Below are 25,228 nucleotides of genomic sequence, written 5' to 3' on the forward strand. Positions count from 1 at the left end.
CCGCTCACCCCTCCAACGCGCGCAGCTGGTCCAGGAACCACTGGGCCGGCGGCAGCGCCGTGGCGGCCGCGGCCAGCCGCTCGCAGCGGGCGCGCCGCTCGTCGTCGTCCATGGAAAGCGCCTCGTGCAGCGCCGCGGCCGTGGCCGTGATGTCGTACGGGTTGACGACGATCGCGTCCTCGCGCAACTCCCAGTACGCGCCTGCTCCCCGGGAGAGCACAAGCGCACAGCCCCGCTCGGAGACCACCGGCACTTCCTTGGCGACCAGATTCATGCCGTCGCGGATCGGGTTGACCAGGGCCACATCGGCCAGCCGGTAGGCGGCCAGCGAGCGGGCGAAGTCGTCCTTGACGTGCAGGACGACCGGCTGCCAACCGTCCGTGCCGTACTCGGCGTTGATCTCCTCGGCGAGCCGCCCCACCGTCGCGGTGTATTCGCGGTAGACGGCCAGGTCCTGCCGCGAGGGATAGGCGAACGCGATGTGCACCACCCGCTCGCGCCACTCGGGGCGGTCGGCGAGCAGCCGGCGGTAGGCGAGCAGGCCGCGCACGATGTTCTTCGACAGCTCGGTGCGGTCGACCCGGACGATGGTCTTACGGCCCGTCCCGCCGATCTGCTCGCGCAGTGCCGTCAGACGCTCCTCGACATCGGGGCGGTGCGCCCGCTCGCGCAGGAACTCCGCGTCGGCGCCGAGACCGTGCACCCCGATATGGGTCTTGCGCGGCTTGAGCCATGTCGAGAAGAGATACGGGTCCTCGTCGCGCGGCCAGTACGCGTCGCATTCCGACCCCAGTGCCCACTGGCAGCAGCCCATGAAGGCCCGTGCCCAGTGCTGGGTCAGGAAATTCGCCCGGTCCGCGCCGAGGATGCCCGTCACCAGCTTCTGCTGGATGTCATCGGGCAGCATCGCGAAATACTCCGCGGGTGCCCACGGTGTGTGGGAGAAATGCGCGATCCGCAGGTCAGGGCGGCGTTCACGGAGCATCCCGGGCACCAGCGCCAGGTGATAGTCCTGTACGAGGACGGCGGCCCCGGGCGCCGCGGCCTCGGCCAGCGCATGGGCGAAAGCGGCGTTGTACGCCTCGTACGACGCCCATTGCGCACGGAATTCCGTATCGAATACCGGCTCCAGCGGCGTCTGATACAGCATGTGGTGGACGAACCACAGCACGGAATTGGCAATTCCGTTATAGGCATCGGCATGCACATCCGCCGGAATGTCCAGCATCCGGACCCGCTGCCCGCCCGTGTCCGCCGGATCCAGATCGCCGCCCGTCCGCCGCACGGCCTCCCGGTCGCCCTCCCCGAGCGCCGCACACACCCACACCGCATCGGTGTCCGGACCGATCGCGGACAGCCCCGACACCAGCCCCCCGCCGCCCCGCTTGGCGGTCAGCGCGCCGTCATCCCCGACGGCGTACGACACCGGACCGCGATTGGACGCGACGAGAACGTCGGCGCCTGGTGGGACCGCACTGCGCTCGGAGACCGTCTCGGAGACCATGTCGCGACATTAACCAGCTACCGATCCGCGCAAACGTACGGAATTCAGCCGAGGCAGCCCCGCGGCGCTTCAGGCCGCCCGGCGCTCCGCGTACTCCGGTATTTCGGCCATCGGGGGCCGCTCCTCGGTGTCCACGTCGGTCGTGCGCGCCACGAAGCCGTTCTCGCCCCGCTCGAACTGGGTGAGGCGGGGCCGGATCAGATGGCCGCGGGTGAGACGGAGCTGGGCGGTGCGGTAGATGGCGGCGGCCATCCGGCCGAGGGCCTGGCCGTCCTGGTGGCGGTGTTTGCGTACGCCGACGTCCACCTGGGCGAGGGCGTCCAGGCCGACCGTGTGCAGGGCGTCGACCAGAAGGCCGAGCTCGACGCCGTAGCCGACCGGGAAGGGCAGGCGTTCCAGGAGGGAGCGGCGGGCCGCGTACTCGCCGCCCAGGGGCTGGACGAAGCCGGCCAGCTGCGGCCAGTGGAGGTTGAGGAGGGGGCGGGCGACCAGCTCCGTGACGCGGCCGCCCTGGCCCGCTCCGGAGCCCTCGCCGCCCGTCTCCAAGGGGCGGTCGTACATCGCCTTGACGAAGTGGACGTCGGCGTCGGTCAGCAGCGGGCCGACGATCCCGGAGACGAAGGTCGACGAGAATTCGCGCAGGTCGGCGTCGATGAAGCAGATGATGTCGCCCGTGGTGGCCAGCAGGGACCGCCACAGGACCTCGCCCTTGCCGGGGACGGCGGGCAGGCGGGGCAGGACGCTGTCCCGGTGGACGACCTTGGCCCCGGCCGCCGCCGCGACCTCGGCCGTACGGTCGGTGGAGCCCGAGTCCAGCACCACCAGCTCGTCCACCAGGGGGACGGCGCCGGTCATCAGGTCCGCGCGGATCGCCGCGACGATCGCCCCGACGGTGGCTTCCTCGTCGAGCGCGGGCAGCACTACGCTGACCGTGCGGCCTGTCTGGCGCTTGGCCTCCAGCAGCCGCCCGAGCGGGCGATCGGCCGCGGACCAGGAGCGGCTGCTGAGCCAGCGCTCCACCTCTTCCAGCACGTCTACGACTCCTCGGTGGCCGCCGGGCCAGGGGCCCGTTGGTGATCCATTGTGTGATCCATCTCGCGGTTCGGACGACTATCTCAACTGTCAGTGCCTTCGGTTACAGTCTTGAACAACGCGGATGACCGTCGCATGCCGGGGTCACCGCCACAAACGCCTGGGTTTCGGCCCAGCGCCATACCGCTCATCCAGAGGGGCAGAGGGATACGGCCCGTTGAAGCCCCGGCAACCCTCCAGCCGGTCTCCGCCGCAGTTGCTGCGCGCGCGAGGCTCCCGGCTAGGGAAGGTGCCAAATCCGTCTCGTGGCGAGATGCGCCGCGAGGAAGATGAGGAGAAAGGGCCTCGCCTCCATGGCTGTGCAAGTCACCGAAACCGCCACCACCCCCTCCCCCAAGGACTCCGGCGAGCTCCGTCCAGGGGGGACCCCCATCGCTCTGGGCCCGGCCGTCGCGCTCTCCTGCCGCGAGTGCGGGCAGCGCTTCGATCTCGGTCCCATCTTCGCCTGCCAGGAATGTTTCGGGCCGCTCGAAGTGGCGTACGACCTGCCGAGCGGCGATCCTGAGGGCCTGAAGAAGCGGATCGAGGCCGGACCGAACAACATCTGGCGCTACGCCCCGCTGCTGCCCGTCCCCGCCGACGTGGCCGACAAGCCGAACCTCAACCCCGGCTTCACCAAGCTCGTCAAGGCCGACCGCCTCGCCGCCGAGCTGGGCGTCACGGGCGGCCTGTACGTCAAGGACGACTCCGGCAACCCGACGCACTCCTTCAAGGACCGTGTCGTCGCGATCGCCGTCGAGGCCGCCCGCGCCTTCGGTTTCACCACCCTCTCCTGCTCCTCCACCGGCAACCTCGCGGGTGCGGTCGGCGCCGCCGCCCGTCGCGCCGGTTTCAAGTCCTGCGTGTTCATCCCGCACGACCTGGAGGCCGGCAAGGTCGTCATGGCCGCGGTCTACGGCGGCGACCTGGTCGGCATCGAGGGCAATTACGACGACGTCAACCGCTTCTGCTCGGAGCTCATCGGGGACCCGCTCGGCGAGGGCTGGGGCTTTGTGAACGTCAACCTCCGCCCGTACTACGGCGAGGGTTCCAAGACCCTGGCGTACGAGATCTGCGAGCAGCTGGGCTGGGAGCTCCCGGACCAGATCGTCATCCCGATCGCCTCCGGCTCCCAGCTCACGAAGATCGACAAGGGGCTCAAGGAGCTGATCGCCCTCGGCCTGGTCGAGGACAAGCCGTACAAGATCTTCGGCGCCCAGGCCGAGGGCTGCTCGCCGGTGTCGGCGGCCTTCAAGGCCGGGCACGACGTCGTACGCCCCCAGAAGCCGAACACCATCGCCAAGTCGCTGGCCATCGGCAACCCGGCCGACGGGCCGTATGTGCTCGACATCGCGCGCCGTACGGGCGGCGCGGTGGAGGATGTCAACGACGAGCAGGTCGTGGACGCGATCAGGCTGCTGGCGCAGACGGAAGGGATCTTCGCGGAGACCGCGGGCGGCGTGACCGTCGGCGTCACCAAGAAGCTGATCGAGGACGGTCTGCTCGACCCGGCCCTGACCACCGTCATCCTCAACACCGGTGACGGCCTCAAGACGCTTGACGCCGTCGCCGCCGGGCCCACGGCCACCATCCGGCCGAGCCTGGACGCGTTCCGCGCGGCCGGCCTGTCCGGCTGAGCCCCGGCCCCTCACCCCTGAACTCGTACCCCGCAGTCGCTGGAAGGCAGAACCCATGAGCGTCAAGGTCCGCATCCCCACCATCCTCCGCACGTACACCGGCGGCGAGGCCGAGGTCGTCGCGGAGGGCGCGACCCTCTCCGAGGTGATCGCCGACCTGGAGAAGAACCACACCGGCATCGCGGCCCGAGTGCTGGACGACGCGGGCAAGCTGCGCCGGTTCGTGAACGTCTACGTCAACGACGACGACGTCCGCTTCGAGCAGGGCCTGGAGACGCCGACGCCGGACGGCGCGGGCGTCTCCATCATTCCGGCGGTGGCCGGAGGCTGCTGACCCCGTTCGCGCCGGGAACTGATTTGCGCCATCTCTCGGCCTGAGTGGCGAGAATTGCCCCATCCGCCTAAAAGCGGATGGGGCAATTCCATGTCGCGAAAGGCGATAGCATGGGGGCGATCTTCTTCGTGCGGGCCCTCGTACAACCCGCGTACGACCCTCGTACAACTCCGCGCGCGTGCCCAACGCATATGTGATCGCGATGAGTTGTGCCCGAAGTGTGTGCAGCATTTGTCGGATACGTGAGCTATGCCCGGCCCGACTTGCCCCGGCGTAACGCGACTTCACCGCATAATTACCGATTCTTCGGCGCCGGAATTCTCGTCCGATTGACCTGTTGCGCTGGGCATTGGTGCGGATACATTCAGCGGCGGTCGACGCGTTCCGGCGCACACCCCACGGGCCTTTCGTGGGGTGAGGTCTGACCCGGGTCCGCGGAGTGCGGTCCTGCGCAAGGGCCAGTAATAGGGGAGTTAGGCATGGCTCAGGGCACCGTCAAGTGGTTCAACGCGGAGAAGGGGTACGGCTTCATCGCGGTCGACGGTGGTGCGGATGTATTCGTCCACTACAGCGCGATTCAGATGGACGGCTACCGCACCCTTGAGGAGGGTCAGCGGGTCGAGTTCGAGATCTCGCAGGGCCAGAAGGGGCCGCAGGCGGACATGGTCCGGGTGAGCGCCTGAGGCGCCGGCCGACTGCAGCATCGGGAAGGCCCGCACCCCTGAGGGGGTGCGGGCCTTCTTGCGCGCGGGGTGAGACTCCCTCCGGGCGGTGAGACTCCCCCCAGACCCGCTTGCGCCCGCCCGTCGCCCGACCACCGCCCCTGTATGAGACTCCTCCGGAGTCGCTTGCACTCTGGGGTGCCGAGTGCTAATCATTGGCGTTAGCACTCTCCGGGTGAGAGTGATAACCAAGGATCGGGTCGGTGAGGTCCGCGGGCCGGGTGGGGCAAGGAACCACACGGCAAGCAGACCGTCCGTCGCGGGCGCCAGCGCGGTCCGGAGCAATCCACCCCGATGTCCGGGAGGACCACTTCACATGGCCAAGATCATCGCGTTCGACGAGGAGGCACGGCGCGGTCTCGAGCGCGGGATGAACCAGCTCGCCGACGCCGTCAAGGTCACCCTCGGCCCCAAGGGCCGCAACGTCGTCCTCGAGAAGAAGTGGGGCGCCCCCACGATCACCAACGATGGTGTTTCCATCGCCAAGGAGATCGAGCTCGAGGACCCGTACGAGAAGATCGGCGCCGAGCTGGTCAAGGAGGTCGCGAAGAAGACGGACGACGTCGCCGGTGACGGCACGACGACCGCGACCGTCCTGGCCCAGGCCCTGGTCCGCGAGGGCCTGCGCAACGTCGCGGCCGGCGCCAACCCGATGGCCCTCAAGCGCGGCATCGAGAAGGCCGTCGAGGCCGTCTCCGCCGCCCTTCTCGAGCAGGCCAAGGACGTGGAGACCAAGGAGCAGATCGCTTCGACCGCCTCCATCTCCGCCGCCGACACCCAGATCGGCGAGCTCATCGCCGAGGCGATGGACAAGGTCGGCAAGGAAGGCGTCATCACCGTCGAGGAGTCCCAGACCTTCGGTCTGGAGCTGGAGCTCACCGAGGGTATGCGCTTCGACAAGGGCTACATCTCGGCGTACTTCGCGACCGACATGGAGCGCATGGAGGCGGCGCTGGATGACCCGTACATCCTGATCGTCAACTCCAAGATCGGCAACGTGAAGGACCTCCTTCCGCTGCTCGAGAAGGTCATGCAGTCCGGCAAGCCGCTGCTGATCATCGCCGAGGACGTCGAGGGCGAGGCCCTGTCGACCCTGGTCGTCAACAAGATCCGTGGCACCTTCAAGTCCGTCGCCGTCAAGGCCCCGGGCTTCGGTGACCGCCGCAAGGCCATGCTCGGCGACATCGCCATCCTCACCGGTGGCACCGTCATCTCCGAGGAGGTCGGCCTCAAGCTGGAGAACGCCGGTCTCGACCTGCTGGGCCGCGCCCGCAAGGTCGTCATCACCAAGGACGAGACCACCATCGTCGACGGTGCCGGCGACAGCGACCAGGTCCAGGGCCGCGTCAACCAGATCCGCGCCGAGATCGAGAACTCGGACAGCGACTACGACCGCGAGAAGCTGCAGGAGCGCCTGGCGAAGCTCGCCGGCGGTGTTGCGGTCATCAAGGCCGGTGCCGCCACCGAGGTTGAGCTCAAGGAGCGCAAGCACCGCATCGAGGACGCCGTTCGCAACGCGAAGGCGGCCGTCGAAGAGGGCATCGTCGCCGGCGGTGGCGTGGCCCTCCTCCAGGCCTCCGCGGTGTTCGAGAAGCTGGAGCTCGACGGTGACGAGGCGACCGGCGCCAACGCCGTGAAGCTCGCCCTGGAGGCCCCGCTCAAGCAGATCGCCGTCAACGGTGGTCTCGAGGGTGGCGTCGTCGTGGAGAAGGTGCGCAACCTGGCCGTCGGCCACGGTCTGAACGCCGCCACCGGCGAGTACGTCGACATGATCGCCGAGGGCATCCTCGACCCGGCGAAGGTGACCCGCTCTGCCCTGCAGAACGCCGCCTCCATCGCCGCGCTGTTCCTCACCACCGAGGCCGTCATCGCCGACAAGCCGGAGAAGGCCGCCGCGGCCGCTCCGGGCGGCATGCCGGGCGGTGACATGGACTTCTGATCCGTCACGGATCAGACTGCCGGTCCTCCCGGGCCGCACGTCCAGAAGTTCGCCGGGGCGGTACCCCTCCGAGAGGAGGGGTACCGCCCCGGCGGCGTTGGCGGGCGCGCTCGCGCGCTCAGGACACCAGGGGCTGCTCTTCCAATTCGGTCAGCTTCACGGTGCACAGGCCGCCGCGTTCGGTCGTGACGTCCGCCACCTTGAGTTGTGTGCCCGGCAGGAGGATGAATTCCTCCTCGTCGGTGAACGCGGAGAAACTGCGGATGCCCACGGCCCGGACGGGTGCCACCTCGAAGAGCGTCCGCTTGCCGCGGCCGCCGAGGAACGCCCGGGCCACGCCGAGCTTGGAGGTGCACGAGGACACGCCCCACCAGGTCACGGTCCGCCCGAGTGGGTACTGCGCGCGCAGGTCCAGCGATACCCCGCGCCACAACGGCTCCGTGCGGGCGGGAAGCCCCGACACCGCCGAGAACAGCAGCCGCAGGTACGGGAGGTAGGGGACGACCTTGGCCCGGTCCGGGGTGCGCAGGATGGCGTTGATCTCCCGGTAGAACGCGGACTCGCAGGTATAGAGGTAGAGGGCGGCGATCGCGTCGGCGGACAGGCCGGCGGCCGCTTCGTCCGCCCGCCGCTTGCCGAATTCGTGCGACAGCAAGACGTGCCGGTCGAGACCGGACAGTTGCCGGGCGACCGGGGCGACGGCGTCGCTGAAATCCATGAGCGGGGTGTCGAACACACCGGTGATCGCGGGGAGGACGAGCCCCTCGTCCTTAACGCTCGCGAGCCGCTCGAGATACAGCTGGTGCAGTTCCATGGTGGACGCGATGAATGCGCCCATACGATCGGCGATATCGCCGTTCTTCCCGCCGTCCTCCGCCGCGAGCTCGTTCCAGCCCTTGCTCGGCAGCCAGTCGATCGCCTCGGAGCCCAGCGACGCGAGGGCCTCGTTGACCATTTCGAAATGGTCGCCTTCGCAGAAGATATCGCCCTGCGCCGCCGGATTGCAGTGGTCGATATGGCGGACTTCGACCTCGGGGTACTTCTCCTGGAGTTGGAGGACGACCTTTTTCAGATTGCGTGCGTGCGCCCCCCACCACGCGAAGACCACACCGCGGTCCTCCTCGTCGGCGTTCTGCTTGGCCTTGAATATCTCCTCGACGATCCGCTCGGCGACCGGACGCCAGAATGCGGGGTGCCGGTCGGCACCCCGCACCCCGTCGCTGCTGGCGGTGAGTGCCGCGTTCAGCAGCAGCACACCCTGCGTGAGCATCGCCTGGAACCATTCCGGCGGCTGTACGGTGTCCTGCTTCTTCAGCAGCGCACGAATATCGGCGATCGGCGTCTTCTTGGGAATGCCGTACTTCCACATCGCCGCCGCCTTGATGATGCAGCGGATGCTGACGACCCTGCCGAACTGGCTGTCTTTCCAGTCGTGGAAGGTGTTGTCGAACATGGCGATGCCGGTCGCGCTTTCCGGCCGCGGATACGGATTCTGGCCGAAGACGACGACCTTCCATTTGTGCGGCGGATTGGGCTTGAGCGCCTGGAAGGTCAGTTCGCGAACGGGAACGACTTCCGGTCCGCGGCCCGGCCCAATGAACGAGGCCGCGTCCGGCTGCGCCTCGATGACCGGCTTCAGCAGCTCAAGCCACGGTTCGCCGCCACCCTTGAACAGTTCGGTGAGGGCCAGTGGGTCATTCGGGTCGGGATGGGCCGGGGTGTTGGCATCGCTCATTGTGGAGGTGCTCCGAATTATCAAACCATGCTGATAGGGGCATGGTTGGCGAGGTAGGCGATTTGCAGGCGAAGGCCCTGAAGGGGACGGCAAGGATTCAAGGCGAGGCCCGTGAAAATCTGGCGGCAGGCTAACACCGGGTCAGTACGCTCGCAATCCTGACGATAAGTCATGAAACGCTGTCCGCGGGTGCGTTGTCAGTGGGGCACGGTAGCGTCATGAGTGACGCAAGGGCCGTTTCTCGATGGGAGTGGATGATGACCGTGGACCGCGTGCAGCCGCCGCTTAGGGTCGTGTTGACCGATATCAACGCGGAAGTGGTGGAGGCGTGGCGGGCGGCCTTCGCCGACACCCCCGAGATCGAGATCCGCAAGGGCTCCATGCTCAATGAGGAAGTCGATGCCTGGGTCAGCCCGACCAACTCCCGGGGCCGGATGGACGGCGGGGTCGACGGGGTCATCAAGCGGCATCTCGGAGCGGGCATCCAGCTGCGCGTACAGCGGGCGATCCGCGACCGGTTCGCGGGAAACCTCCCGGTGGGAAGCGCGGTGTGCGTGCGGTCCGGGGCGACCAACCCGAAGTTCCTGATCTCGACGCCGACGATGCAGACGTCCGCGGAGGACGTGAGCGAGACCCTGAATGTGGCCCTGGCGTGCGCCGCCGCGTTCCAGGCGATCCACCGGCAGAACGAAGAGGAGCCGGGCAGCATTCGCTCGGTGGCACTGGTCGGAATGGGCGCCCAAACCGGCGGAGTGCCGGCGCGGGTCTGCGCCAACTTGATGTGGACGGGCTACACGTTGTTCCACGACTACCGCTTCGAGGACTACGACGAGTTGCGCCGCACGATCGTTGCGCAACTCGACGACCTCGAAAGCGCCCCCGCCGAAAAGCGGGTTCGCATCGAGCCGCCCAAGCGCCGCCCCACCTCCCGTCGCTGACCGGTATTCTCCGGCGGGACGACTTCCACGACTTCCGCGACTTCCGCGGCTCCTGCAACTTCCACGACTTCCACGACTTCCACGACTTCTACGACTTCTACGGCATCTGCGATTCCAGGGATTACCGCGATTCCGTGGGTTCCGTGTCTTTCCGCGAAGTCGGGTCCTCCGCGCGTGTGCGGAAGACCCGACGAAGCGGACGGGGCGCACCCTCGCGCGCAGGGTGCGCCCCGTGAACAGCGGTGCCGGATCAGCCGGTTCGCTCCACGGGTATCCACAGCGTCGAGTCCGCCTGCGTCCCGTCGTCCGACGGCCGGGTGCGCAGGATCTCCGGGCCTGGCCGGCTGCGGTACGGGTTGGACGGGAACCACTGCGTGTAGACGTCCCGCCAGAGGTACTGGAGCGACTGCGGGAACGGCCCGGAGTTCTCGAACACGGCCCAGGTCCCGGCCGGGACGGTGAGCGTGTCCAGGTCCATGCCCTCCGGGGCGGGCGAACCCGTCACCACAGCGTGGTAGTAGTCGAGTTCGGTGCCCTCGGCGCGGCTCGCGTCCAGGTCGTCGGTCACCGAGACGATCCCGTCCGGCTCCTGGTCGGACAGCGCGGCGATGCGCCGGACGTCCTCCTTGTCGATGCCCCGGATGAAGTCGGCGATCGCCGGGTTCACCCCCTCGTGGACGAGCGGGACGCGCGCCTTCTTCCCGACCACATGGAACTCCTCCTTCTCCACGACCCGATAGCGCATGGTGCTGCTCCCTTCGATGATGAGGCGGAAGGACATCCGTGGCTGGGAGTGCAGTGCCGCACCCGTGCGCCTGGCCTCGCCGGGGCCCACGCCGTGCATGGTCCGGAACGCGCGCGCAAACGCCTCGCCCGATCCGTAGCCGTAGCGCACGGCGATCTCCAGCAGCGTCCGCTCGCCGGCCAGCACCTCCGCACCCGCGACGGTCAGCCGCCGGCGCCGGATGTACTCGGACAGCGGGAGTCCCGCCAGCGCGGAGAACATCCGCCGGAAGTGGTACTCCGACGTCATCGCGATCCGCGCCAGTTCGGGCATCTCGATCCCCTGATCGAGACGGCCCTCGATGTGCTCCATGGCTTGGTTCAGCCGCTCCAGCACCCCGGTCTCCTTCCCTTGTGATCATTACGCTAGGGAGGAGTAAGGGTGCCTCACCCGACATCCTGTGCCCGGTCTTGTCGGGTCGGCGCGTTCCGGATGGAGTCCGGTCACACACCAGTCAAGTGGGGAATGGAATGAGCACACCGCAGCAGCCGCAACCCGGCTTCGGGAATGGGCCGGGGTACGGCGGGCCGGAAGGTGCGCCGCAGGGGTCCGGTTGGCAGGCGCCGCCCGGGGCGTACGGTCAGCAGCCAGGTCCCTACGGGGCGCCGGGACAGGGGCCCTATGGAGTGCCTCAGCAGGGCCCCTATGGGTATGGCGGGCCGGGGATGGTGCCGCCGCCTCCGCCGAAGAGTAGTGCCGGGAAGGTGTGGGGGATTGTCGGGGCGATTGTCGGGGTGTTGGTGATCGGGACGGTGGCCTCGGTCGCGGTTTTCGCGGGTGGTGGCGATGGCGGTGGCGGCGGTGGGGGTGGCGGTGGCGGTGCGGCCAAGCCTTCTGCCGGGCCGAAGTACCGGATTACGGTGCCGAAGTCGCTTGTCGGTGGGGAGTACGCGCTCACCAAGGACATATCTCAGCAGGCGGATTCCCAGGTGCCCCATGACGGAACGAATGCCCATGGCATCCGTACGGTGGGCGGTCAGTACACGGCGGGCACCAAGTCGCTGGTGATGATGGGGATGTACGGCACCATCGATGACGCCGACGAGGGCGTTGAGCACATGATTGGCGGAATGAAGGATTCCCCGGGTGCCGAAGTCGGCGTTCCCGAGAAGAAGTTCACGCCCAGTGGGGGTGGGGAGCCGCTGACCTGCGGGGTTGATGTGAAGAACCAGGCGGGACAGAAGGTCACCTTCTCGTTCTGTGTCTGGGGGACGTCCAGCACGACCGCCAGTGTCGCCCTGGTCGACGCCGCCGACCCGGCCAAGGATCCGAAGTCGGTCGATCTTCAGGCGCTTGCCGATACGGCGAGCAAGATCCGGGACGACGTGCAGGTGCCGGTCAGCGGCTGAGCCGACGATGTTGGACGAGTCCGGTGGATGGTTCGTGGGCGGCTCCGCGGGCCGCGGCGCGCAGCTGTTGGACGCGGGTGCGGACCTCGCCGACCGCCTGGCTGCTGAAGCGCGGGGGTCCGTTCTCGCCCCGGCAGGGGCCGCAGATTCCGCCCGGGAGGGCTTCGGGGCGGCCCGGGGCCCGGCAGATGGTGCATTCCATGATGCGGAGGGGTGGCGGCGCGGCCGGGGGCGTGGCCGGGTCCGGTTCCGGTGCGGGGGGTGGCATCTTGCGGAGCAGGCGGTCGCGGGCGAGGCCGCCCGGGTGCAGTACGGGCGACGGCAGCCCGGCGGTCAGGGCGTGGCGGAGCTGGTCCGGGGTGGCGCCGCACGCCAGCCATTGCTCGGCGAGCGGTTCGAGGGCGGCGCAGTCGACGGCGGAGAGCGTCATACGGGGTTCGGTGCGGCCGAGGGCGGCGAGGAGGTCGTACGCCCGGGTGCGGGGCCGGTGTTGGGGATGCCGGTGTTGGGGCGAGCGGGCCGGCGGCGGAGACGGGCGCGACGGGGGAGCGGGGGAGGCCGGTGGCGGCGGGGCCGGGTCGGGGGTGGGCACGGTTCCGGTGCTGAAGGCCGTCCACCAGGCGTCGTCGCGGGCCGTACGGGAGAAGTAGGTACGCGTCACCCAGCGCACGCTGCCGCCGTCACTCGGGAGTGTCTCGGTGATGCGGCGGAGGTGACCGGCCTCGGAGAGGTGGCGGAGCGCGGTGCGCAGGGCGCACTGGCCGTAGTCCGGTAAGACCTTGGCCAGCGTCTTTACGGAGATGTCCGCGCCGTCGGGGAGGCGGTCGAGGTAGGCCGCGATGGACGCCTCGCGCCGGGGGAGGTGCGTGAAATCGGCGGGCCCGCCGGGGTGTTGGTCGGGGGCGCTGCGTTTTCCGTAGCCGGGTTTGGCGGAGGGGTGCGGAGGGTGGGCTGCGTGCGCGGGCACGGCAGCGCTAGAGTCTTCAGAAGCCATGAGATCGGGCCTAACGATCTTGCTGGTCAGACCCTGACAGGTGTGCTACCACCTGTCGGGGTCGTCGCATGTGTGGGTGCTGTTGCGACGCACGCTAGACCGGTTCGACGCGTCGTGGCAAGCCGATCACAGAAAGTCATGTGCGCTGGTGCGTGCGGGGGTTGGGGGGTAGGTAGGTTGCTTCTCCCGCCCGTTCCATAGGGGAGGGCTCGGGGTCCGCGACTTGAGCCCCGGACCCACGAGCCGGTGTGTCAGGCGCCCTTCAGGGCACCCGATTTGATGTCGGCGACGAAGGCCGACCAGGCCGGTATTCGGAACGCGAGCGCCGGGCCGTAGGGGTCCTTGGAGTCACGGACGGGCACGATGCCGGGCGAGTCATCACGGACTTCGAGGCAATTGCCGCCGCTGCCGCCGCTGTAGCTGGATTTGCGCCAGCGGGCGGCGCCGGGGAAGTCACGGGCGACCTCCAGGCAGTCACCCCCGTCGCCGCCGCTGTAGCTGGACTTGTGCCAGGTGGCATTGGTCAGGTCGTACTCATGTCCGATGCTCTTCATGGGCGTAATCCTCGGCCAAAGATTCGAACAAGGCCAGGGATTCTTCGGGCGAGAGCGCGTTGGCCGTCAGCAGGTCGTAGGTCCGTTGGTGACGGGCGACTGTGGCCGGGTCGTCCTCCAGCTTTCCCGTTTCCGGGCCCTGGAGGTAGACGAGCGGTGGAGCGTCCTCGAAGTGCATCAGCTTGAGCGGGCCCAACATCGCCGCGTGGCCGCCCGCCGCGAACGGGATCACCTGCACGATGATCCGGTGGCGCCGGGCCAGGCCCGCGATATGGCCGAGGGCCTCCGCCATCACGTCGGGGCCGCCGACCTCGCGGCGCAGTGTTGACTCGTCGAAAACCGCCCAGACGAACGGGGTTGTGGGGTCGTCGAGGAGGTGTCCGCGTTCCACCCGCGCCTCCACCAGCTGGTCGATGACCTCCTCCGGTGCCGTCGGCTGGTACGCGCGGAACACCGCCCGCGCATACGCCCTCGTCTGGAGCGGGCCCGGAACGAGCTGCGGCGCGTACTCCCTGATGGTGGTCGCGATCGCTTCCGCCTCCGCCGCCTCGGCGAAGTGGTCGGGGTACTTCGATTTCGTCGCGGCCTGGCAGTTGCGGGCGAAGTAGCCGTCCGTCTTGAGGATTTCGTCGAACTTCTCGGCGTACTCCGGCATCATCCGCCGCGTCCCGGCTTCCAGCTGGCCGATGAGCGAACCGCTGGCGAAGAGGAAGGCGCCCAGCTCTTCCTGAGTCAGTCCGGCCTTTTCGCGCTGGTGGCGCAGTTCGGCGCCGAGCATGGCGCGGGGGGAGGAAGAGGGGTCGAGTTTCTTGGGTCCGGGCATCGCAGCAACTCCCTGTCGTACACGTCCGGATGTTGGATCTGCGCCTCTGGCCAGGCTAGATGCACAGCCGCCACGCTGTGTGCCGAACTGGAAACTCAGCGTGGATGCACGGAGGCGTGGAGGACGATGAAGGGAATGTTGACGGGGCCCGAGCGGGAGGAGCGGGCCGCGGCCGTCATGGCAGAGCTGGAATCCGCACTGAAGGCGGTGGGCATCACCCTGCCGTCGCTGGGCCTCGATCCGGTGGCGCTGCCGAGCGTCTATATGGGGCCGCTGATCGAGCTGGGGCGCTGCAATCTGGACACCGCCGGGCGGCTCGCGGGCGTACTGGCGGAGTACGCCGAGGCCGCCGCTCCGGGGCACGAACCCGGGGAGCGACGGGCGTGACGATCCCGGCGCCCGGCAGCTACGCCCTGGACGGGCGGGACGGGCGGATCGGCAAGGTCATGGGCCACGAGGGGCCGTATGTGCAGCTGCGGCCGCCCGGGGGCGGGCGGGAGTGGGACTGCCCGCCCGGCGCGCTGCGGCCCGCCGAGCCCCGGGACGCGCTGCGGGCCAAGGTGGCCGAGCTGAATCAGGCGAGCAGGCTGCCGTGATGGTGGCGATCGTGCCTATCGGGGTGCGGCTGTGACACGGAAGGGGCGGCCGGCGTTGTCGATGGTCGTCTTGTAGACGCGCCGGCCGTCCCACCAGGTGAGCGTGGCGCGCCATTCGCAGTAGTGGCGCTGGGTGCGGCCGATGAGCATGAGGTCGTAGAGCTCCTGAGTGGTGACCGTCTGCGGGAGGCGCATCTCTTTCCCGTTGTGCTGCGCGGTCTCCTCCCTTGCCGCGCGTTGGTGCGGGCTCGTCAGGAGGTATGTCCCGGAGACGGGGCGATGGAGCGGCAGGGTGTCCAGGTCGACCACGAGGACATCCGGCCCCGGGCCGCCGCATGCGGTGTGTGGTGCGATCCGGCCGGACAGCGGTTTCTCGCGACGGAGGACGGTGAAGGACACGTCGCGGACCTGGACCGCCTTGGGGCCGTTGCCCTGGAAGCTGAGGTCGACCGCGACCTCGGAGAGGTGCGTGATCTTGGCGTCGCGTTCCCAGCGGGTGAGCGTTTCCTCGTCGGCGTCCCGGATCTTTCCGCGCAGGTCGTCGTGGGCGGGCGGGGAGACGTAGCCGGAGAAGCAGGAGTCGTTCACCTGGGCAATGTCCATTGCCATTGCCGGGGGTTCGTCGGCGGTGACGGCGGTGACGGCGGTGTAGGTCGAGGTCAGGGCGGAGACGATGAGGGGGCTGCCGCCAGGAGCAGGCCGAGTACCGCGATCTTGTTGCTGGTGGACAGGGCCGTGAACCGTCGCCGGAGGCGGGTGGGGAGTGGCGGGCGGCCGGGCGCGGCCGGGTCGGGCGTGGCCGGGTCCGGCGTAAGGTCCGGACCGGGGGCTGGGCTTACGGCGTTTCCGGTCAACGACAACCGCCCTTCCGCCAACTGCCCCTGTGCATAGGGGAGTTGACGGCAAGGGTAGCGCCGGGTGAGGAAGCGGCGTCAGGCCGGTGCCGACTCTTTTCCCGGGGGTGCGGCGGGGGGCGGCACGGGGCCGTCGGGGGCCGTGGCCGTCGTGGGGGCGGGGGCGGAGGCGGTAGCGGCGGTGATGTCGGGCGCGGCGTTCAGGTCGGCGAGCATCTGCTTGCTGAAGCCGAAGAAGTACGTGGCGAGGAAGCCGACGAGGTAGCCGACCACCAGGCCCAGGGCGTAGACGGCGACCGTGGCGCCGATGCCCTGGTTGCCCTTGACCAGCGGGAACAGGGCCCAGCCTGAGGGGCCGATGGCGGTGGAGCCGACGGTGTCGCCGAGTTGGTTGAAGAAGCCGACGAAGCCGCCGCCGAAGGCGCCGCCGATGCAGGCGGTGATGAAGGGGCGGCCGAGGGGGAGCGAGACGCCGTAGATCAAGGGCTCGCCGACGCCGAGGAACCCCGCGGGGAGGGCGGATTTGATGGTCGTACGGATCGAGCCGTTCCGGGGGAGGCGGAGGTAGACGGCGATCGCGGCGCCCACCTGGCCCGCGCCGGCCATGGCGAGGATGGGGAGCAGGACCGTGTAGCCCTGCTGCTCGATCAGGGTGGTGTGGATGGGGATGAGGGCCTGGTGGAGGCCCAGCATGACCAGGGGGAGGAAGAGGCCGCCCAGGACGAAGCCGGCGATCGCGCCGCCGTGGGCGAGCAGCCAGTTGGCGAAGGTGCCGATGGCGGTGGAGACCTCTCCGGCGACGTACATCAGGCCGAAGATCGTGACCAGGCCCGTGAGCAGCACCGTCAGGGTGGGCGTGACCAGGACGTCCAGCGCCTGGGGGACCAGCTTGCGGCAGCTTTTTTCCACCTGGACGGCGAGGAGGGCGGCGGCCAGCGCGCCGAGGACGCCGCCCTGGCCGGGGGCGAGCTTGTGGCCGAAGGCGGTGATGTTGGCGATGCCGGGGAAGACGATGACCGCGGCGACCGCGCCGCCGAGGATCGGGGTGCCGCCGAATTCCCGGGCGGTGTTGTAGCCGACGAAGACGGCGATCAGCGACATGAAGCCGGCGGCGATGGCGGTCAGGGCGGGGACGAGCGAGGGCGCCCAGCCGAGGTTGGTCAGCAGGCCGTTGATGCCCGCGACGATGCCGCAGCCGATCAGCGCCGGGATCAGCGGGACGAAGATGTTGGCGATCCGGCGGAGGAAGAGCTTGAACGGGGTGGCGTTCTTGGCCTTGCGGCTCGCCTTGAGGGCGGCGCCCTGGGTGGCGAGGTCGGCGGCGGTGGTGGGGGCCGTGGTGGGGGTCGCCGCGGCGGCGGGCTTCGGGGGCGGCGTCGTCGTCGCTTCGGGGGCGGTGACGGTGGCGGGGGCGGTGGTGCGGGTCTCCTCGGCCAGGCGCTCGAACTCCGGGGCGACGCGGGCGACCGTCCCGGGGCCCAGCACGAGCTGGTAGGTGTCGTCCTCGACCACGCCCATGACGCCCGGCACGGCCTTGAGGGCGTCGTCCTGGACCAGCGCGCGGTCCCGGATGCCGAGGCGCAGACGGGTCATGCAGTGGGCGATGGAGGTGAGATTCCCGGCGCCGCCGACCAGGGGCAGGATCGCGGCGGCGAGGGCGCGGTGCTTGTCTTCGTTCTTGCCGTGGCTGTTGTTGTGCTTCGCGTTGTGCTTCGTGGCGTGCTTCGTGGCGTGCTTTGTGGCTGGGTTCGCGTCTGGGGCCGCGGCGTGCTTCGTGGCGGGATTCGCGTCTGGGGCGTTGTCTCGGATCTTGTCTCGGTTCTTGTCTTCGGGCATAGCCATCGGGGGTGCCTTGCTGTGCGGACGACGAGGACGGGGGCGGGCGGGGAGGGGCGGCCGCTCGCGCGGTCAGGGCTTGCCGGCCTTGCCGGTCTTGCCGGCGGATTCGAGGGCGGCGCGGAGGTGGCCGTGGGACGCGTCGAGCAGGCGGGCCGCGGTGGGGCCGTCGACCTTGCCGAGGACGGCGAGGATGGCGTTCTTGACCTCGCCGTCCGTCGCGCTGAGCGCGGCCTCGATCTCCTGGTCCGAGGCGCCGGTGGCCAGCGCGACGATGCGACGTGAGCGGGCCCGCAGCTTGTCGTTGGAGGCGCGGACGTCGACCATCAGGTTTCCGTAGGTCTTCCCCAGGCGGATCATGGTGATGGTCGAGAGCATGTTGAGCACGAGCTTCTGCGCCGTGCCGGCCTTGAGCCGGGTGGAGCCGGTCAGCAGCTCGGGGCCCACGACGACCTCGATGCCGTGCTCGGCGGCCGCGGCGAGCGCGGAGCCGGCGTTGCAGGACAGGCCGATGGTGAGCGCGCCGAGGGCGCGGGCGTGCTCGACGGCGCCTATGGCGTACGGGGTGCGGCCGGAGGCGGAGATGCCGACGACGGTGTCCTGGCCGGTCAGATGGATCGCGGTCAGATCCTCGGCGGCGAGTTCCTTGCTGTCCTCGGCGCCCTCGACGGCGGTGACCATGGCGGACGGGCCGCCCGCGATCAGCCCGAGGACGTCGGCGGGGTCGGTGTTGAACGTCGGCGGGCACTCGCTGGCGTCCAGCACGCCCAGCCGGCCCGCCGTGCCGGCGCCGGCGTAGATCAGCCGGCCGCCGCGGGCCATCCGCTCGGCCGTGGCGTCGATGGCGGCGGCGATCCGCGGCAGCTGAGCGGCGACGGCGGCGGGGACGGTGGCGTCCTCGCCGTTCATCGTCCGGGCGATCTCCAGGGTGGAGCGACGGTCGATCTCCGCGAGCTCGGGGCGGAACGCCTCCGTGGTGAGGGTGTCCAGCTCGGCGCGGAGGTGGGCGTAGTCGGCGGTGGAGGTCATGGCGTGCGGGCTCTTTCCGTTCGACTCGTAGCTGGGGGCCGTTGCGGTTTCCGGCTGGCCCCGCCGTGGGGCCCGGGGCCGGTCAGGGCTGATGGCGGTGGGCGAGGGCCTCGTAGGAGGCGGACAGCGCGGGCGCCGCGGTCTCGTACGTGCGCTGGGCGACGCCTATGAAGAGGCAGTCCACGACGAGGAGCTGGCTGGTCCTGGACGACATCGCGGCCGGCCGCAGCTCGCTCTCGCGGGCCGTGGACGTGGTCAGGATGTGATCGGCGTACGCGGAGACCTCGCTGTCCGGGCGGCCGGTGATCGCGATGGTCGTCGCGCCGTTGTCGAAGGCCACCCGCAGTGGCTCTATGACATCGGTGGTCCGGCCCGAGTGCGTGATCGCGAGGGCGACGTCGCCGGTGCGCATCTGCACGGCATTCGTCACGGCGAGGTGCGGGTCGGAGTGCGCATGCGCGATCAGGCCGATACGCAGCAGCTTCTGCGCGAGGTCCTGGCCGACGAGATTGGACGCCCCGATGCCGTACACATCGATGCGGCGGGCCGAGCACAGTGCGGCGACGGCCGCCTCCAGCTGGCTGACGTCCAGCCCCGCGGCGGTGTCGGCCAGACACTGCTGCTCTTCCTGCGCGAGCTTGGCGACGACGTCGGTGAGCGAATCGTCGACCGCTATGTCCGCGGTCACCGCGGGCGCGCCGCCGGCCGCCTGCTGCGCGGCGAGCGCGGCCAGGGCGAGCCGCAGATCGCGGTATCCGGGGTAGCCGAGGAGGCGGGACGTACGCACGACGGTGGCTTCGCTGGTGCCCGTGCGCTCCGCGAGGCCGGTGACGGTCAGGGCGGCGCAGCCCGCGGGGTCGCCCGCGACCGTCTCCGCGACCCGCTGCATGGAGCGGGTCATCGTCGGGCTCAGCGCGCGGACCTTGACGGCCAGGGCCGCGGGGGCGGGCGGGGTCGGGGCCGGCCGGGTCTCGGCGGCCAGGTCCTTCGCGGCTTCCTTGGCCGCGTCCTTGAAAGTTTCCTTCACGCTGCTGCTCACGTGTGAAAAGTAATTTCATCCGCGTACCGCGTCAACACTCGCCGTGCCGGGTTGTGGAAAAGTCGCACGCCGGGACCGGCCTGTGGACAACGGGCGGGCGGTGTCGGCGGTCCGCGCGACAATGGACGGCATGGAGCTGGAACAGGCACTGCATGCCGCGCGGGCGCTGGTGCTCGCCGACCTGATCGCGGACGACGTCGCCGACGCCGACATCGTCTCCCTCGTCGAGGATGCGGTCGCCCACCGCCGATGGTGGCTGGAGCAGTGGCCTGAGGGCGCGGAATTCGTCGCCGGACTGATAGCGCAGGATGTGCAGGACGCGCTGCTAGAGCGGTACGGCCGCTGGCCGCTGTGTCCGGTGTGCACGACGTCCGGCGATCCGCATGCGCTCGATGTCGAGCCGGAGTTGGGTCCCGATCCGCACTGGGTCTGCCCCAAGACGGCGGTTGCGGTGGCGCGCGTCGGCAGGCTGCGCGCACCTCTGGAGAGCTGAGGTGATGGGCTGAGGTGGCGATCTACATCGATCCGCCTACCTGGCCGGGGCACGGCCGGATGTGGTCGCACCTGGTCAGCGACACCTCGTTCGACGAGCTGCATGCGTTCGCGGCCCGAATAGGCATCCCGCGGCGGGCCTTCGAGCGCGACCACTACGACCTGCCCGCGGAGCGCTATGCCGACGCGGTACGGGCCGGGGCGGTGGAGGTCGGCTGCAAGGAACTGCTCCGCCGGCTGACCGCGGCGGGGCTACGGCGGCCCAAGCACCGGGCGGCGCCGGGGGAGGTCGCTTAGGGGGTGTGTCGGGCCGGCGGCGGTGGGTGGGGCCTGTTCGAGGTGGCCTGGCGTGGTCCCGTACGAGGGGTCATGGCGGGGGCTCGTACGACGGGGCCTGGCGGGGTCCCGTACGGGTAGGCGAACCGCAGCGAAAGGGGTCAGCGATGGCAGCCAGGGAGCCGTACACCGAGCTTCAGCCGGACTACAGCAGCGCGGACGCCGCGGCCACGGCATGGTCGGCGGCGGTCGGCGGGATGACCGAGGCGGAGATCTTCTGGCTCAGTACCGTCCGGCCCGACGGCCGCCCGCATGTCACCCCACTGCTGGCGGTGTGGGCCGACGGCGCGCTCCACTTCGCCACCGGGCCCGAAGAGCGCAAGGCCAGGAACCTCGCGGCCGACCCGCGCTGTGTGCTGACGACGTCGACGGTCGGCGGCAATGACCTGCATACGGGCCTGGACGTGGTCGTCGAGGGCGAGGCGGCGCGGGTCGAGGACGACACGACGCTGCTCGGCCTGGCCGATCTCTACGTCCAGAAGTACGGCGACGAATGGCGCTTCGAGGTCCGCGACGGCGCCTTTCACCACTCGGGCCACCGGGCGCTGGTCTTCCGGGTCGCGCCGGTGACGGCGTTCGGCTTCGGGCGCGGGGACACGTACAGCCAGACGCGGTGGCGGTTCGACGGCGGGGAGTGAGGCGGGGCGGCGCGCTCGTGCGGGCTCCCGCCGTGCGGGCTCCCGCCGTGCGGGCTCAGCCGTTGGCCTCGTCGTTGGACTTGAAGGGCGAGTCGAGCTTGCACTTGACGTGCTTCGGTATGTCGTCGAGTCCGCTGTACTTGTAGGAGACCGGGAGGGGCCGGGTCTCACCGGCACCCACGCCGTCCGTGCTCCAGTTCGCCATGCCGACGTCGTTGCCGGCGTCGTCCCTGAACTTCAGCATGCCGATGTAGTCCGCGCGGCTCCGGGAGTTGCCGTTGTGCACGCGCAGCTTGGCCTCCAGGGTGCCGAACGACGCGTCGACGCTGCAGCTGGTGATGGTGATGTCCGACTCGGCCTCGGTGAGCGTCCCGGACGTCGGCCCGTCGCTGGGGACGTTGACCTTGGCCTTGGGGAACAAGGCGCCGCAGCCGCTCGCGCCGGTCAGGGCGATGACCACCAGTCCGCAAACGGCTGCGGTACGGACATGACGACGCTTCACGGTGTTCTCCCCCGAGGTGACCGGCCGCATCGGGCCGAGGTGTAGGCGGGCGACCGGATGTTTCCCGTGCGATCGGTCGCGCTCGCGGTGTGTTTGACGGGTGCGCGTCAGGTTAACAACCGCGGTATCGAATCCCGAATCCTGAAATCCCGAACTCCGAATCCGGAACTCCGAATTCGACCGGTGTCCGGGGGGCGGGCGGCGCCCCCGGCCGTGGGCGGTGGCCCGACCCTCTCCGTTACGGCTGTGCGGGGGCGGCGAGGGCCTCGCCGATCATCGGGTCCAGGTAGCGGAACAGGACGTTCTTCAACTCCGTGACGTACGCGTCCCGTTCGGTGTCCTCATGCGCCAGGATGAGCTCCACGCCCGCCTTGAACAGGCCGAAGCTCATCTCCGCGGTGCGGGCGATGTCGGCCTTCGGCGCGTCGGGCAGATAGAAGGCGATCAGGTCCTGGATGCGCGCCAGCAGGGCCGTGTGCAGCGCGTCGTGCTCCTCGACCATCCGGCCCGGGGTGTCCGGGCCGTGCATCAGCGCGAAGAAGACCGGGTGCCGGCAGTTGAAGTCGACGAAGCGGTCGACGATGCCGTCCAGCCGCTCACGCAGCGGGACGTCGGCCTCGCCGAGGGCGAGCACCTCGCCGTAGGTGTCGCGCATCTGGTGGATGAGCCGGCCGCCCAGCTCGATGGCGATGGCCTCCTTGTTCGGGAAGAACTGGTACAGCGTGCCGGGCGAGACGCCGGCCTCGCGGGCGATGGCGTTCGTGGAGGCCGCGGTGTACCCGCTCTTGCAGAACACGGCGGCCGCGGCCTCGAGCAGCTGGGAGATGCGGCGCTCGCCGCGGGCCTGACGCCGGCGCGGCTTCTCGTCCTGGCCGCCTTCGGACGGAGCCGCCGGCGCCCGTCCGGCCGCTGTCCGGCCGTGGGGCAGTCCGTCCTCGGCCTGCTGCTTGTCGACCACGGTTTTCCTCAACTCTCCGGACGCGATTGACAAACACGAGACACCGCTCGCATTCTTGAAAAACGCGAGCGGACGCTCGTGTTTGCCAGTCTATGGCAATGGGCGACCCATGCTGCCTGCGCGGACGCAAGGGTCTCGGTGAAGGGGACACCGCGTCATGTCCGAAGTCAACAGCCCGCCGGGCGCCCCGAAGGTGGGGGGCTGGACCCGCTTCGTGACCGCGCGGCCTCGCCTGTCGCTGCTGGTGGCGCTGGTGCTGACCGCGCTGGCCGTGTTCGTCGGCAGCGGTGTCGCCGACCGTATGGGCGCCGGCGGCTGGGAGGACCCGGCCGCGCAGTCGACGTACGCGACCAAGGCGCTGGAGCGGGAGTTCCCCGACTCGCAGCCGAACCTCCTGCTCCTCGTGGACAGCGGACGGGCGTCCGTGGACGATCCCGCGATCGCCGCCGAGGCCAAGCGGCTGACGGCCCGCCTCGCGGACGAGCGGGGGGTGACGGGCGTCGGGTCGTACTGGCAGACGCCCACCCCGCAGCTGCGCGCCAAGGACGGACACGAGGCCCTGATCGCGGCCCGGGTCACCGGCGACGAAAAGACCGCGGGCGAGACCCTCGACCGCATCGCCCCCGCGCTCCGCGGAGCGCACGGCCCGGTCCGGGTCTCCGTGGGCGGCCCGGTCGCCGTGCGGCACGAGATCCAGACGACGATCGGGGAGGACCTGGTCCGGGCGGAGATGATCGCCCTGCCGATCACGCTCGTGCTGCTCGTCATGGTCTTCGGCAGCGCGGTCGCCGCCCTGCTGCCGCTCGGCATCGGCATCGTCGCCATCCTCGGTACGAACGCCGTCCTGCGCGGCCTCACCGAGGTCACGGACGTATCGGTCTTCGCCATGAACCTCACGACCGCCCTCGGCCTCGGCCTCGCCATCGACTACGCCCTGTTCATCGTCCGCCGGTACCGCGAGGAACTGACCGCGGGCGCCGAGCCACTCGAAGCGGTCGGGGCGACCCTGCGCACCGCCGGACGCACCGTCCTCTTCTCCGCGCTGACCGTCGCGGTGTCGCTGGCCGCGATGCTGGTCTTCCCGCAGTACTTCCTGCGCTCCTTCGCCTATGCCGGCATCGCCGTGGTGCTGCTCGCCGCGGGCGCCGCGCTGATCCTGCTTCCGGCCGCGCTCGTCCTTCTCGGCCACCGGGTCAACGCCCTGGACCTGCGGCGACTGCTGCGCCGCGGCGCACCCCGCAGCGAAGCGGGCGGCGGCTGGGCCCGCGTCGCCTCCCTGGTGATGCGGCGCGCCCCGGTCTTCGCCATCGCCACCACCGTCGGTCTCGTCCTCCTCGGGCTCCCCTTCCTCGGCGTCAAGTTCGGCACCGCCGACGATCGCCAGCTGCCCGCGACCGCCGAGTCCCATGTCGTCCAGCAGCACATCCGCGACGGCTTCGCCGGCAGCCCCGGCGGCGGCCTGGAGGTGTTCGCCGAGGGCCGGGCGACCCGCGCCCAGTACGCCGACTACCGCAAGCGGATCGATGGCCTGCCCGGAGTGGCCCGGGTGGACGGACCGCTGGTGAAGGGCGACGCGGCCTACTTCACGGTGCTCCCGAAGGGCGAGGCGGTCGGCGAGAACGCCCAGCGCGTGGTCCGTGAAGTGCGCGCCGCCGACGCCCCGTTCCGTACGTCCGTCACCGGCACCGCGGCCGTCCTGGTCGACTCCAAACACGCCATCGGCGACCGGCTGCCCTGGGCCGCGGGCATCATCGCCGTGGTGACGCTGCTGCTGGTCTTCCTGCTCACCGGAAGCGTGCTCATACCCCTCCAGGCGGTGGTGCTCAACGCCCTCAGCCTCACCGCGATGTTCGGCGCGGTCGTCTGGGTGTTCCAGGACGGCCACCTCTCCGGCTTCCTGAACTTCACCAGCACCGGAGACATAGAGACCACGCTCCCCGTGCTGATGTTCTGCGTCGCCTTCGGGCTCTCCATGGATTACGGGGTGTTCCTGCTCTCCCGCATCAAGGAGGAGTACGACCGCACGGGCGACCATCCGCACGCGGTGCGGTACGGACTCCAGCGCACCGGCGGCCTGATCACCGCCGCCGCCCTGATCCTCGCGGTGGTGATGGTGGCGATCGGCACGTCCCGGGTGGCCAACACCAAGATGCTGGGCCTGGGCATCGCGCTCGCGGTCCTCATGGACGCGATGATCGTGCGCAGCCTGCTGGTCCCCGCGGTCATGCGCCTGACGGGCCGGGCCACCTGGTGGGCGCCGGGCCCCCTGCGCCGCTTCCACGCCCGGTTCGGCATATCGGAGGGCGAATCCGCCCCCGCCCCCATGCCGGAGCCGGCCCGCGAGCCACAACCCGTGGGGTAGGCGTCCGGTGGCGGGGCTCGTGATCGGTGAGCCTCGCCCCCGGGCGGTCCGGTGCCCTCCCCGGGCGGTCCGGTGCTTGACCCCCGGGCGGTCCGGTGCCCTCCCCGCGCGGTCTGGTGACCGCCCTCGGGAGGTCCGGTGCCCGGTCCCGCTTCCGTGCTCTGCGCGGCGTTGGCGTCGGCGCCCCGGCGCCCTTGCCGCC

General features: G+C 70.0%; 25 protein-coding genes and 1 riboswitch. Of the genes, 12 read left to right on the plus strand and 13 right to left on the minus strand.

From position 1 onward, the window contains the following. Positions 1-4: 4 nt before the first annotated feature. Together ACIRPT_RS15610 and ACIRPT_RS15615 are read right to left on the minus strand one after the other, a co-directional pair. The gene (locus ACIRPT_RS15610; RefSeq protein WP_403827275.1) at positions 5-1,504 is read right to left on the minus strand and encodes a trehalose-6-phosphate synthase; all 1,500 of its coding nucleotides are present in this window, start codon (positions 1,502-1,504) and stop codon (positions 5-7) included. Between the two features lie 69 nt (positions 1,505-1,573). After that, a complete protein-coding gene (locus ACIRPT_RS15615; protein WP_403511236.1) occupies positions 1,574-2,536 on the minus strand; it encodes a glucosyl-3-phosphoglycerate synthase in 963 nt (320 codons plus the stop codon). Positions 2,537-2,720: 184 nt separating this feature from the next. Continuing rightward, positions 2,721-2,872, plus strand: a riboswitch (SAM riboswitch). 17 nt (positions 2,873-2,889) lie between these two features. Between ACIRPT_RS15615 and thrC the strand changes: the two genes are divergently transcribed. From thrC to groL, 4 genes are all read left to right on the plus strand, one after another. Further along, positions 2,890-4,212, plus strand: coding sequence for a threonine synthase (thrC, locus tag ACIRPT_RS15620; RefSeq protein WP_403827276.1), 1,323 nt, complete (start codon positions 2,890-2,892; stop codon positions 4,210-4,212). 55 nt (positions 4,213-4,267) lie between these two features. Beyond that, positions 4,268-4,546 (plus strand): MoaD/ThiS family protein, encoded by a 279-nt coding sequence (locus ACIRPT_RS15625; protein ID WP_403511242.1) that lies wholly within the window; start codon positions 4,268-4,270, stop codon positions 4,544-4,546. A gap of 479 nt (positions 4,547-5,025) precedes the next feature. Further along, complete coding sequence (locus ACIRPT_RS15630; RefSeq protein WP_010035953.1) at positions 5,026-5,229, plus strand: cold-shock protein; 204 nt, start codon at positions 5,026-5,028, stop codon at positions 5,227-5,229. A 355-nt stretch (positions 5,230-5,584) separates the two neighbouring features. Then, entirely contained in the window at positions 5,585-7,207 is a 1,623-nt protein-coding gene (groL, locus tag ACIRPT_RS15635; protein WP_403511245.1) for a chaperonin GroEL, read from the plus strand. A 118-nt stretch (positions 7,208-7,325) separates the two neighbouring features. On the opposite strand, the gene ACIRPT_RS15640 is transcribed toward groL, so the two are convergent. Next, positions 7,326-9,035 (minus strand): ADP-ribosyltransferase domain-containing protein, encoded by a 1,710-nt coding sequence (locus tag ACIRPT_RS15640; RefSeq protein ID WP_403827279.1) that lies wholly within the window; start codon positions 9,033-9,035, stop codon positions 7,326-7,328. A 161-nt stretch (positions 9,036-9,196) separates the two neighbouring features. Between ACIRPT_RS15640 and ACIRPT_RS15645 the strand changes: the two genes are divergently transcribed. After that, entirely contained in the window at positions 9,197-9,880 is a 684-nt protein-coding gene (locus tag ACIRPT_RS15645; protein ID WP_403827281.1) for a macro domain-containing protein, read from the plus strand. A 250-nt stretch (positions 9,881-10,130) separates the two neighbouring features. Here ACIRPT_RS15645 and ACIRPT_RS15650 read toward each other — a convergent pair whose 3' ends face one another. Further along, positions 10,131-11,000 carry a GyrI-like domain-containing protein gene (locus tag ACIRPT_RS15650; protein WP_403827283.1) on the minus strand — a complete coding sequence of 290 codons (870 nt, stop codon included), beginning with the start codon at positions 10,998-11,000 and terminating at the stop codon, positions 10,131-10,133. A 401-nt stretch (positions 11,001-11,401) separates the two neighbouring features. Between ACIRPT_RS15650 and ACIRPT_RS15655 the strand changes: the two genes are divergently transcribed. Next, positions 11,402-12,013 (plus strand): hypothetical protein, encoded by a 612-nt coding sequence (locus ACIRPT_RS15655; protein WP_403827285.1) that lies wholly within the window; start codon positions 11,402-11,404, stop codon positions 12,011-12,013. Here ACIRPT_RS15655 and ACIRPT_RS15660 read toward each other — a convergent pair. The 3 genes from ACIRPT_RS15660 to ACIRPT_RS15670 all read right to left on the minus strand — a co-directional run bounded on the left by ACIRPT_RS15660 (position 12,003) and on the right by ACIRPT_RS15670 (position 14,384). Beyond that, positions 12,003-13,007: a hypothetical protein gene (locus tag ACIRPT_RS15660; RefSeq protein WP_403827287.1), complete on the minus strand. Its 1,005-nt coding sequence runs from the start codon at positions 13,005-13,007 to the stop codon at positions 12,003-12,005. The genes ACIRPT_RS15655 and ACIRPT_RS15660 overlap by 11 nt on opposite strands. Positions 13,008-13,258: 251 nt before the next feature. Beyond that, positions 13,259-13,561 (minus strand): DUF397 domain-containing protein, encoded by a 303-nt coding sequence (locus ACIRPT_RS15665; RefSeq protein ID WP_403827289.1) that lies wholly within the window; start codon positions 13,559-13,561, stop codon positions 13,259-13,261. Continuing rightward, the gene (locus tag ACIRPT_RS15670) at positions 13,542-14,384 is read right to left on the minus strand and encodes a helix-turn-helix domain-containing protein (protein WP_403827291.1); all 843 of its coding nucleotides are present in this window, start codon (positions 14,382-14,384) and stop codon (positions 13,542-13,544) included. Before ACIRPT_RS15670 ends, ACIRPT_RS15665 begins: the two co-directional genes overlap by 20 nt. Before the next feature lie 135 nt (positions 14,385-14,519). On the opposite strand from ACIRPT_RS15670, the gene ACIRPT_RS15675 reads away from it, so the two are divergent. Both ACIRPT_RS15675 and ACIRPT_RS15680 read left to right on the plus strand, forming a co-directional pair. Continuing rightward, positions 14,520-14,771 (plus strand): hypothetical protein, encoded by a 252-nt coding sequence (locus ACIRPT_RS15675; protein WP_403827293.1) that lies wholly within the window; start codon positions 14,520-14,522, stop codon positions 14,769-14,771. Next, positions 14,768-14,980 (plus strand): hypothetical protein, encoded by a 213-nt coding sequence (locus ACIRPT_RS15680; RefSeq protein WP_403511416.1) that lies wholly within the window; start codon positions 14,768-14,770, stop codon positions 14,978-14,980. The genes ACIRPT_RS15675 and ACIRPT_RS15680 overlap by 4 nt, the downstream gene beginning before the upstream one ends. 15 nt (positions 14,981-14,995) lie before the next feature. Here the strand turns inward: ACIRPT_RS15680 and ACIRPT_RS15685 are convergent, their stop codons facing one another. From ACIRPT_RS15685 to ACIRPT_RS15700, 4 genes are all read right to left on the minus strand, one after another. Beyond that, positions 14,996-15,589, minus strand: coding sequence for a hypothetical protein (locus ACIRPT_RS15685; protein WP_403827295.1), 594 nt, complete (start codon positions 15,587-15,589; stop codon positions 14,996-14,998). A gap of 323 nt (positions 15,590-15,912) precedes the next feature. Continuing rightward, positions 15,913-17,676 carry a PTS transporter subunit EIIC gene (locus ACIRPT_RS15690; RefSeq protein WP_403827297.1) on the minus strand — a complete coding sequence of 588 codons (1,764 nt, stop codon included), beginning with the start codon at positions 17,674-17,676 and terminating at the stop codon, positions 15,913-15,915. Between the two features lie 66 nt (positions 17,677-17,742). Beyond that, positions 17,743-18,699, minus strand: coding sequence for an N-acetylmuramic acid 6-phosphate etherase (gene murQ, locus ACIRPT_RS15695; RefSeq protein WP_403827299.1), 957 nt, complete (start codon positions 18,697-18,699; stop codon positions 17,743-17,745). Positions 18,700-18,781: 82 nt separating this feature from the next. After that, complete coding sequence (locus ACIRPT_RS15700) at positions 18,782-19,738, minus strand: MurR/RpiR family transcriptional regulator (RefSeq protein ID WP_403827301.1); 957 nt, start codon at positions 19,736-19,738, stop codon at positions 18,782-18,784. 130 nt (positions 19,739-19,868) lie between these two features. Between ACIRPT_RS15700 and ACIRPT_RS15705 the strand changes: the two genes are divergently transcribed. The 3 genes from ACIRPT_RS15705 to ACIRPT_RS15715 all read left to right on the plus strand — a co-directional run bounded on the left by ACIRPT_RS15705 (position 19,869) and on the right by ACIRPT_RS15715 (position 21,204). Beyond that, positions 19,869-20,231 carry a hypothetical protein gene (locus ACIRPT_RS15705; RefSeq protein ID WP_403511307.1) on the plus strand — a complete coding sequence of 121 codons (363 nt, stop codon included), beginning with the start codon at positions 19,869-19,871 and terminating at the stop codon, positions 20,229-20,231. A 14-nt stretch (positions 20,232-20,245) separates the two neighbouring features. Next, positions 20,246-20,527, plus strand: a complete 282-nt coding sequence (locus ACIRPT_RS15710) for a DUF4031 domain-containing protein (protein ID WP_403511310.1) — start codon at positions 20,246-20,248, stop codon at positions 20,525-20,527. Between the two features lie 146 nt (positions 20,528-20,673). Beyond that, positions 20,674-21,204, plus strand: coding sequence for a pyridoxamine 5'-phosphate oxidase family protein (locus ACIRPT_RS15715; protein WP_403827303.1), 531 nt, complete (start codon positions 20,674-20,676; stop codon positions 21,202-21,204). Positions 21,205-21,259: 55 nt separating this feature from the next. Here the strand turns inward: ACIRPT_RS15715 and ACIRPT_RS15720 are convergent, their stop codons facing one another. After that, positions 21,260-21,706 (minus strand): hypothetical protein, encoded by a 447-nt coding sequence (locus tag ACIRPT_RS15720; RefSeq protein WP_403827305.1) that lies wholly within the window; start codon positions 21,704-21,706, stop codon positions 21,260-21,262. A gap of 238 nt (positions 21,707-21,944) precedes the next feature. Continuing rightward, a complete protein-coding gene (locus ACIRPT_RS15725) occupies positions 21,945-22,634 on the minus strand; it encodes a TetR/AcrR family transcriptional regulator (protein ID WP_403827920.1) in 690 nt (229 codons plus the stop codon). Positions 22,635-22,821: 187 nt separating this feature from the next. Here ACIRPT_RS15725 and ACIRPT_RS15730 point away from each other — a divergent pair, with 187 nt between their 5' ends. Continuing rightward, on the plus strand, positions 22,822-25,026 hold the full coding sequence (locus ACIRPT_RS15730; protein WP_403827307.1) for an MMPL family transporter: 2,205 nt from the start codon (positions 22,822-22,824) through the stop codon (positions 25,024-25,026). Positions 25,027-25,228 lie beyond the last annotated feature (202 nt).

Origin of the sequence: Streptomyces sp. NPDC101227 (genome assembly GCF_044767545.1) — a bacterium.
In the GTDB taxonomy this organism is placed as follows: Bacteria; Actinomycetota; Actinomycetes; order Streptomycetales; family Streptomycetaceae; genus Streptomyces.

What these genes read in the sequence shown, in the direction of transcription:
- ACIRPT_RS15670 (WP_403827291.1), bottom strand. Translation starts at nt 14,384, where the DNA reads ATGCCCGGACCCAAGAAACTCGACCCCTCTTCCTCCCCCCGCGCCATG.
- thrC (WP_403827276.1), top strand. Translation starts at nt 2,890, where the DNA reads ATGGCTGTGCAAGTCACCGAAACCGCCACCACCCCCTCCCCCAAGGAC.
- ACIRPT_RS15690 (WP_403827297.1), bottom strand. Translation starts at nt 17,676, where the DNA reads ATGGCTATGCCCGAAGACAAGAACCGAGACAAGATCCGAGACAACGCC.
- ACIRPT_RS15730 (WP_403827307.1), top strand. Translation starts at nt 22,822, where the DNA reads ATGTCCGAAGTCAACAGCCCGCCGGGCGCCCCGAAGGTGGGGGGCTGG.
- ACIRPT_RS15705 (WP_403511307.1), top strand. Translation starts at nt 19,869, where the DNA reads ATGGAGCTGGAACAGGCACTGCATGCCGCGCGGGCGCTGGTGCTCGCC.
- ACIRPT_RS15675 (WP_403827293.1), top strand. Translation starts at nt 14,520, where the DNA reads ATGTTGACGGGGCCCGAGCGGGAGGAGCGGGCCGCGGCCGTCATGGCA.
- ACIRPT_RS15685 (WP_403827295.1), bottom strand. Translation starts at nt 15,589, where the DNA reads ATGGCAATGGACATTGCCCAGGTGAACGACTCCTGCTTCTCCGGCTAC.
- ACIRPT_RS15665 (WP_403827289.1), bottom strand. Translation starts at nt 13,561, where the DNA reads ATGAAGAGCATCGGACATGAGTACGACCTGACCAATGCCACCTGGCAC.
- ACIRPT_RS15715 (WP_403827303.1), top strand. Translation starts at nt 20,674, where the DNA reads ATGGCAGCCAGGGAGCCGTACACCGAGCTTCAGCCGGACTACAGCAGC.
- ACIRPT_RS15610 (WP_403827275.1), bottom strand. Translation starts at nt 1,504, where the DNA reads ATGGTCTCCGAGACGGTCTCCGAGCGCAGTGCGGTCCCACCAGGCGCC.
- ACIRPT_RS15630 (WP_010035953.1), top strand. Translation starts at nt 5,026, where the DNA reads ATGGCTCAGGGCACCGTCAAGTGGTTCAACGCGGAGAAGGGGTACGGC.
- ACIRPT_RS15645 (WP_403827281.1), top strand. Translation starts at nt 9,197, where the DNA reads ATGATGACCGTGGACCGCGTGCAGCCGCCGCTTAGGGTCGTGTTGACC.
- murQ (WP_403827299.1), bottom strand. Translation starts at nt 18,699, where the DNA reads ATGACCTCCACCGCCGACTACGCCCACCTCCGCGCCGAGCTGGACACC.
- ACIRPT_RS15660 (WP_403827287.1), bottom strand. Translation starts at nt 13,007, where the DNA reads ATGGCTTCTGAAGACTCTAGCGCTGCCGTGCCCGCGCACGCAGCCCAC.
- ACIRPT_RS15625 (WP_403511242.1), top strand. Translation starts at nt 4,268, where the DNA reads ATGAGCGTCAAGGTCCGCATCCCCACCATCCTCCGCACGTACACCGGC.
- groL (WP_403511245.1), top strand. Translation starts at nt 5,585, where the DNA reads ATGGCCAAGATCATCGCGTTCGACGAGGAGGCACGGCGCGGTCTCGAG.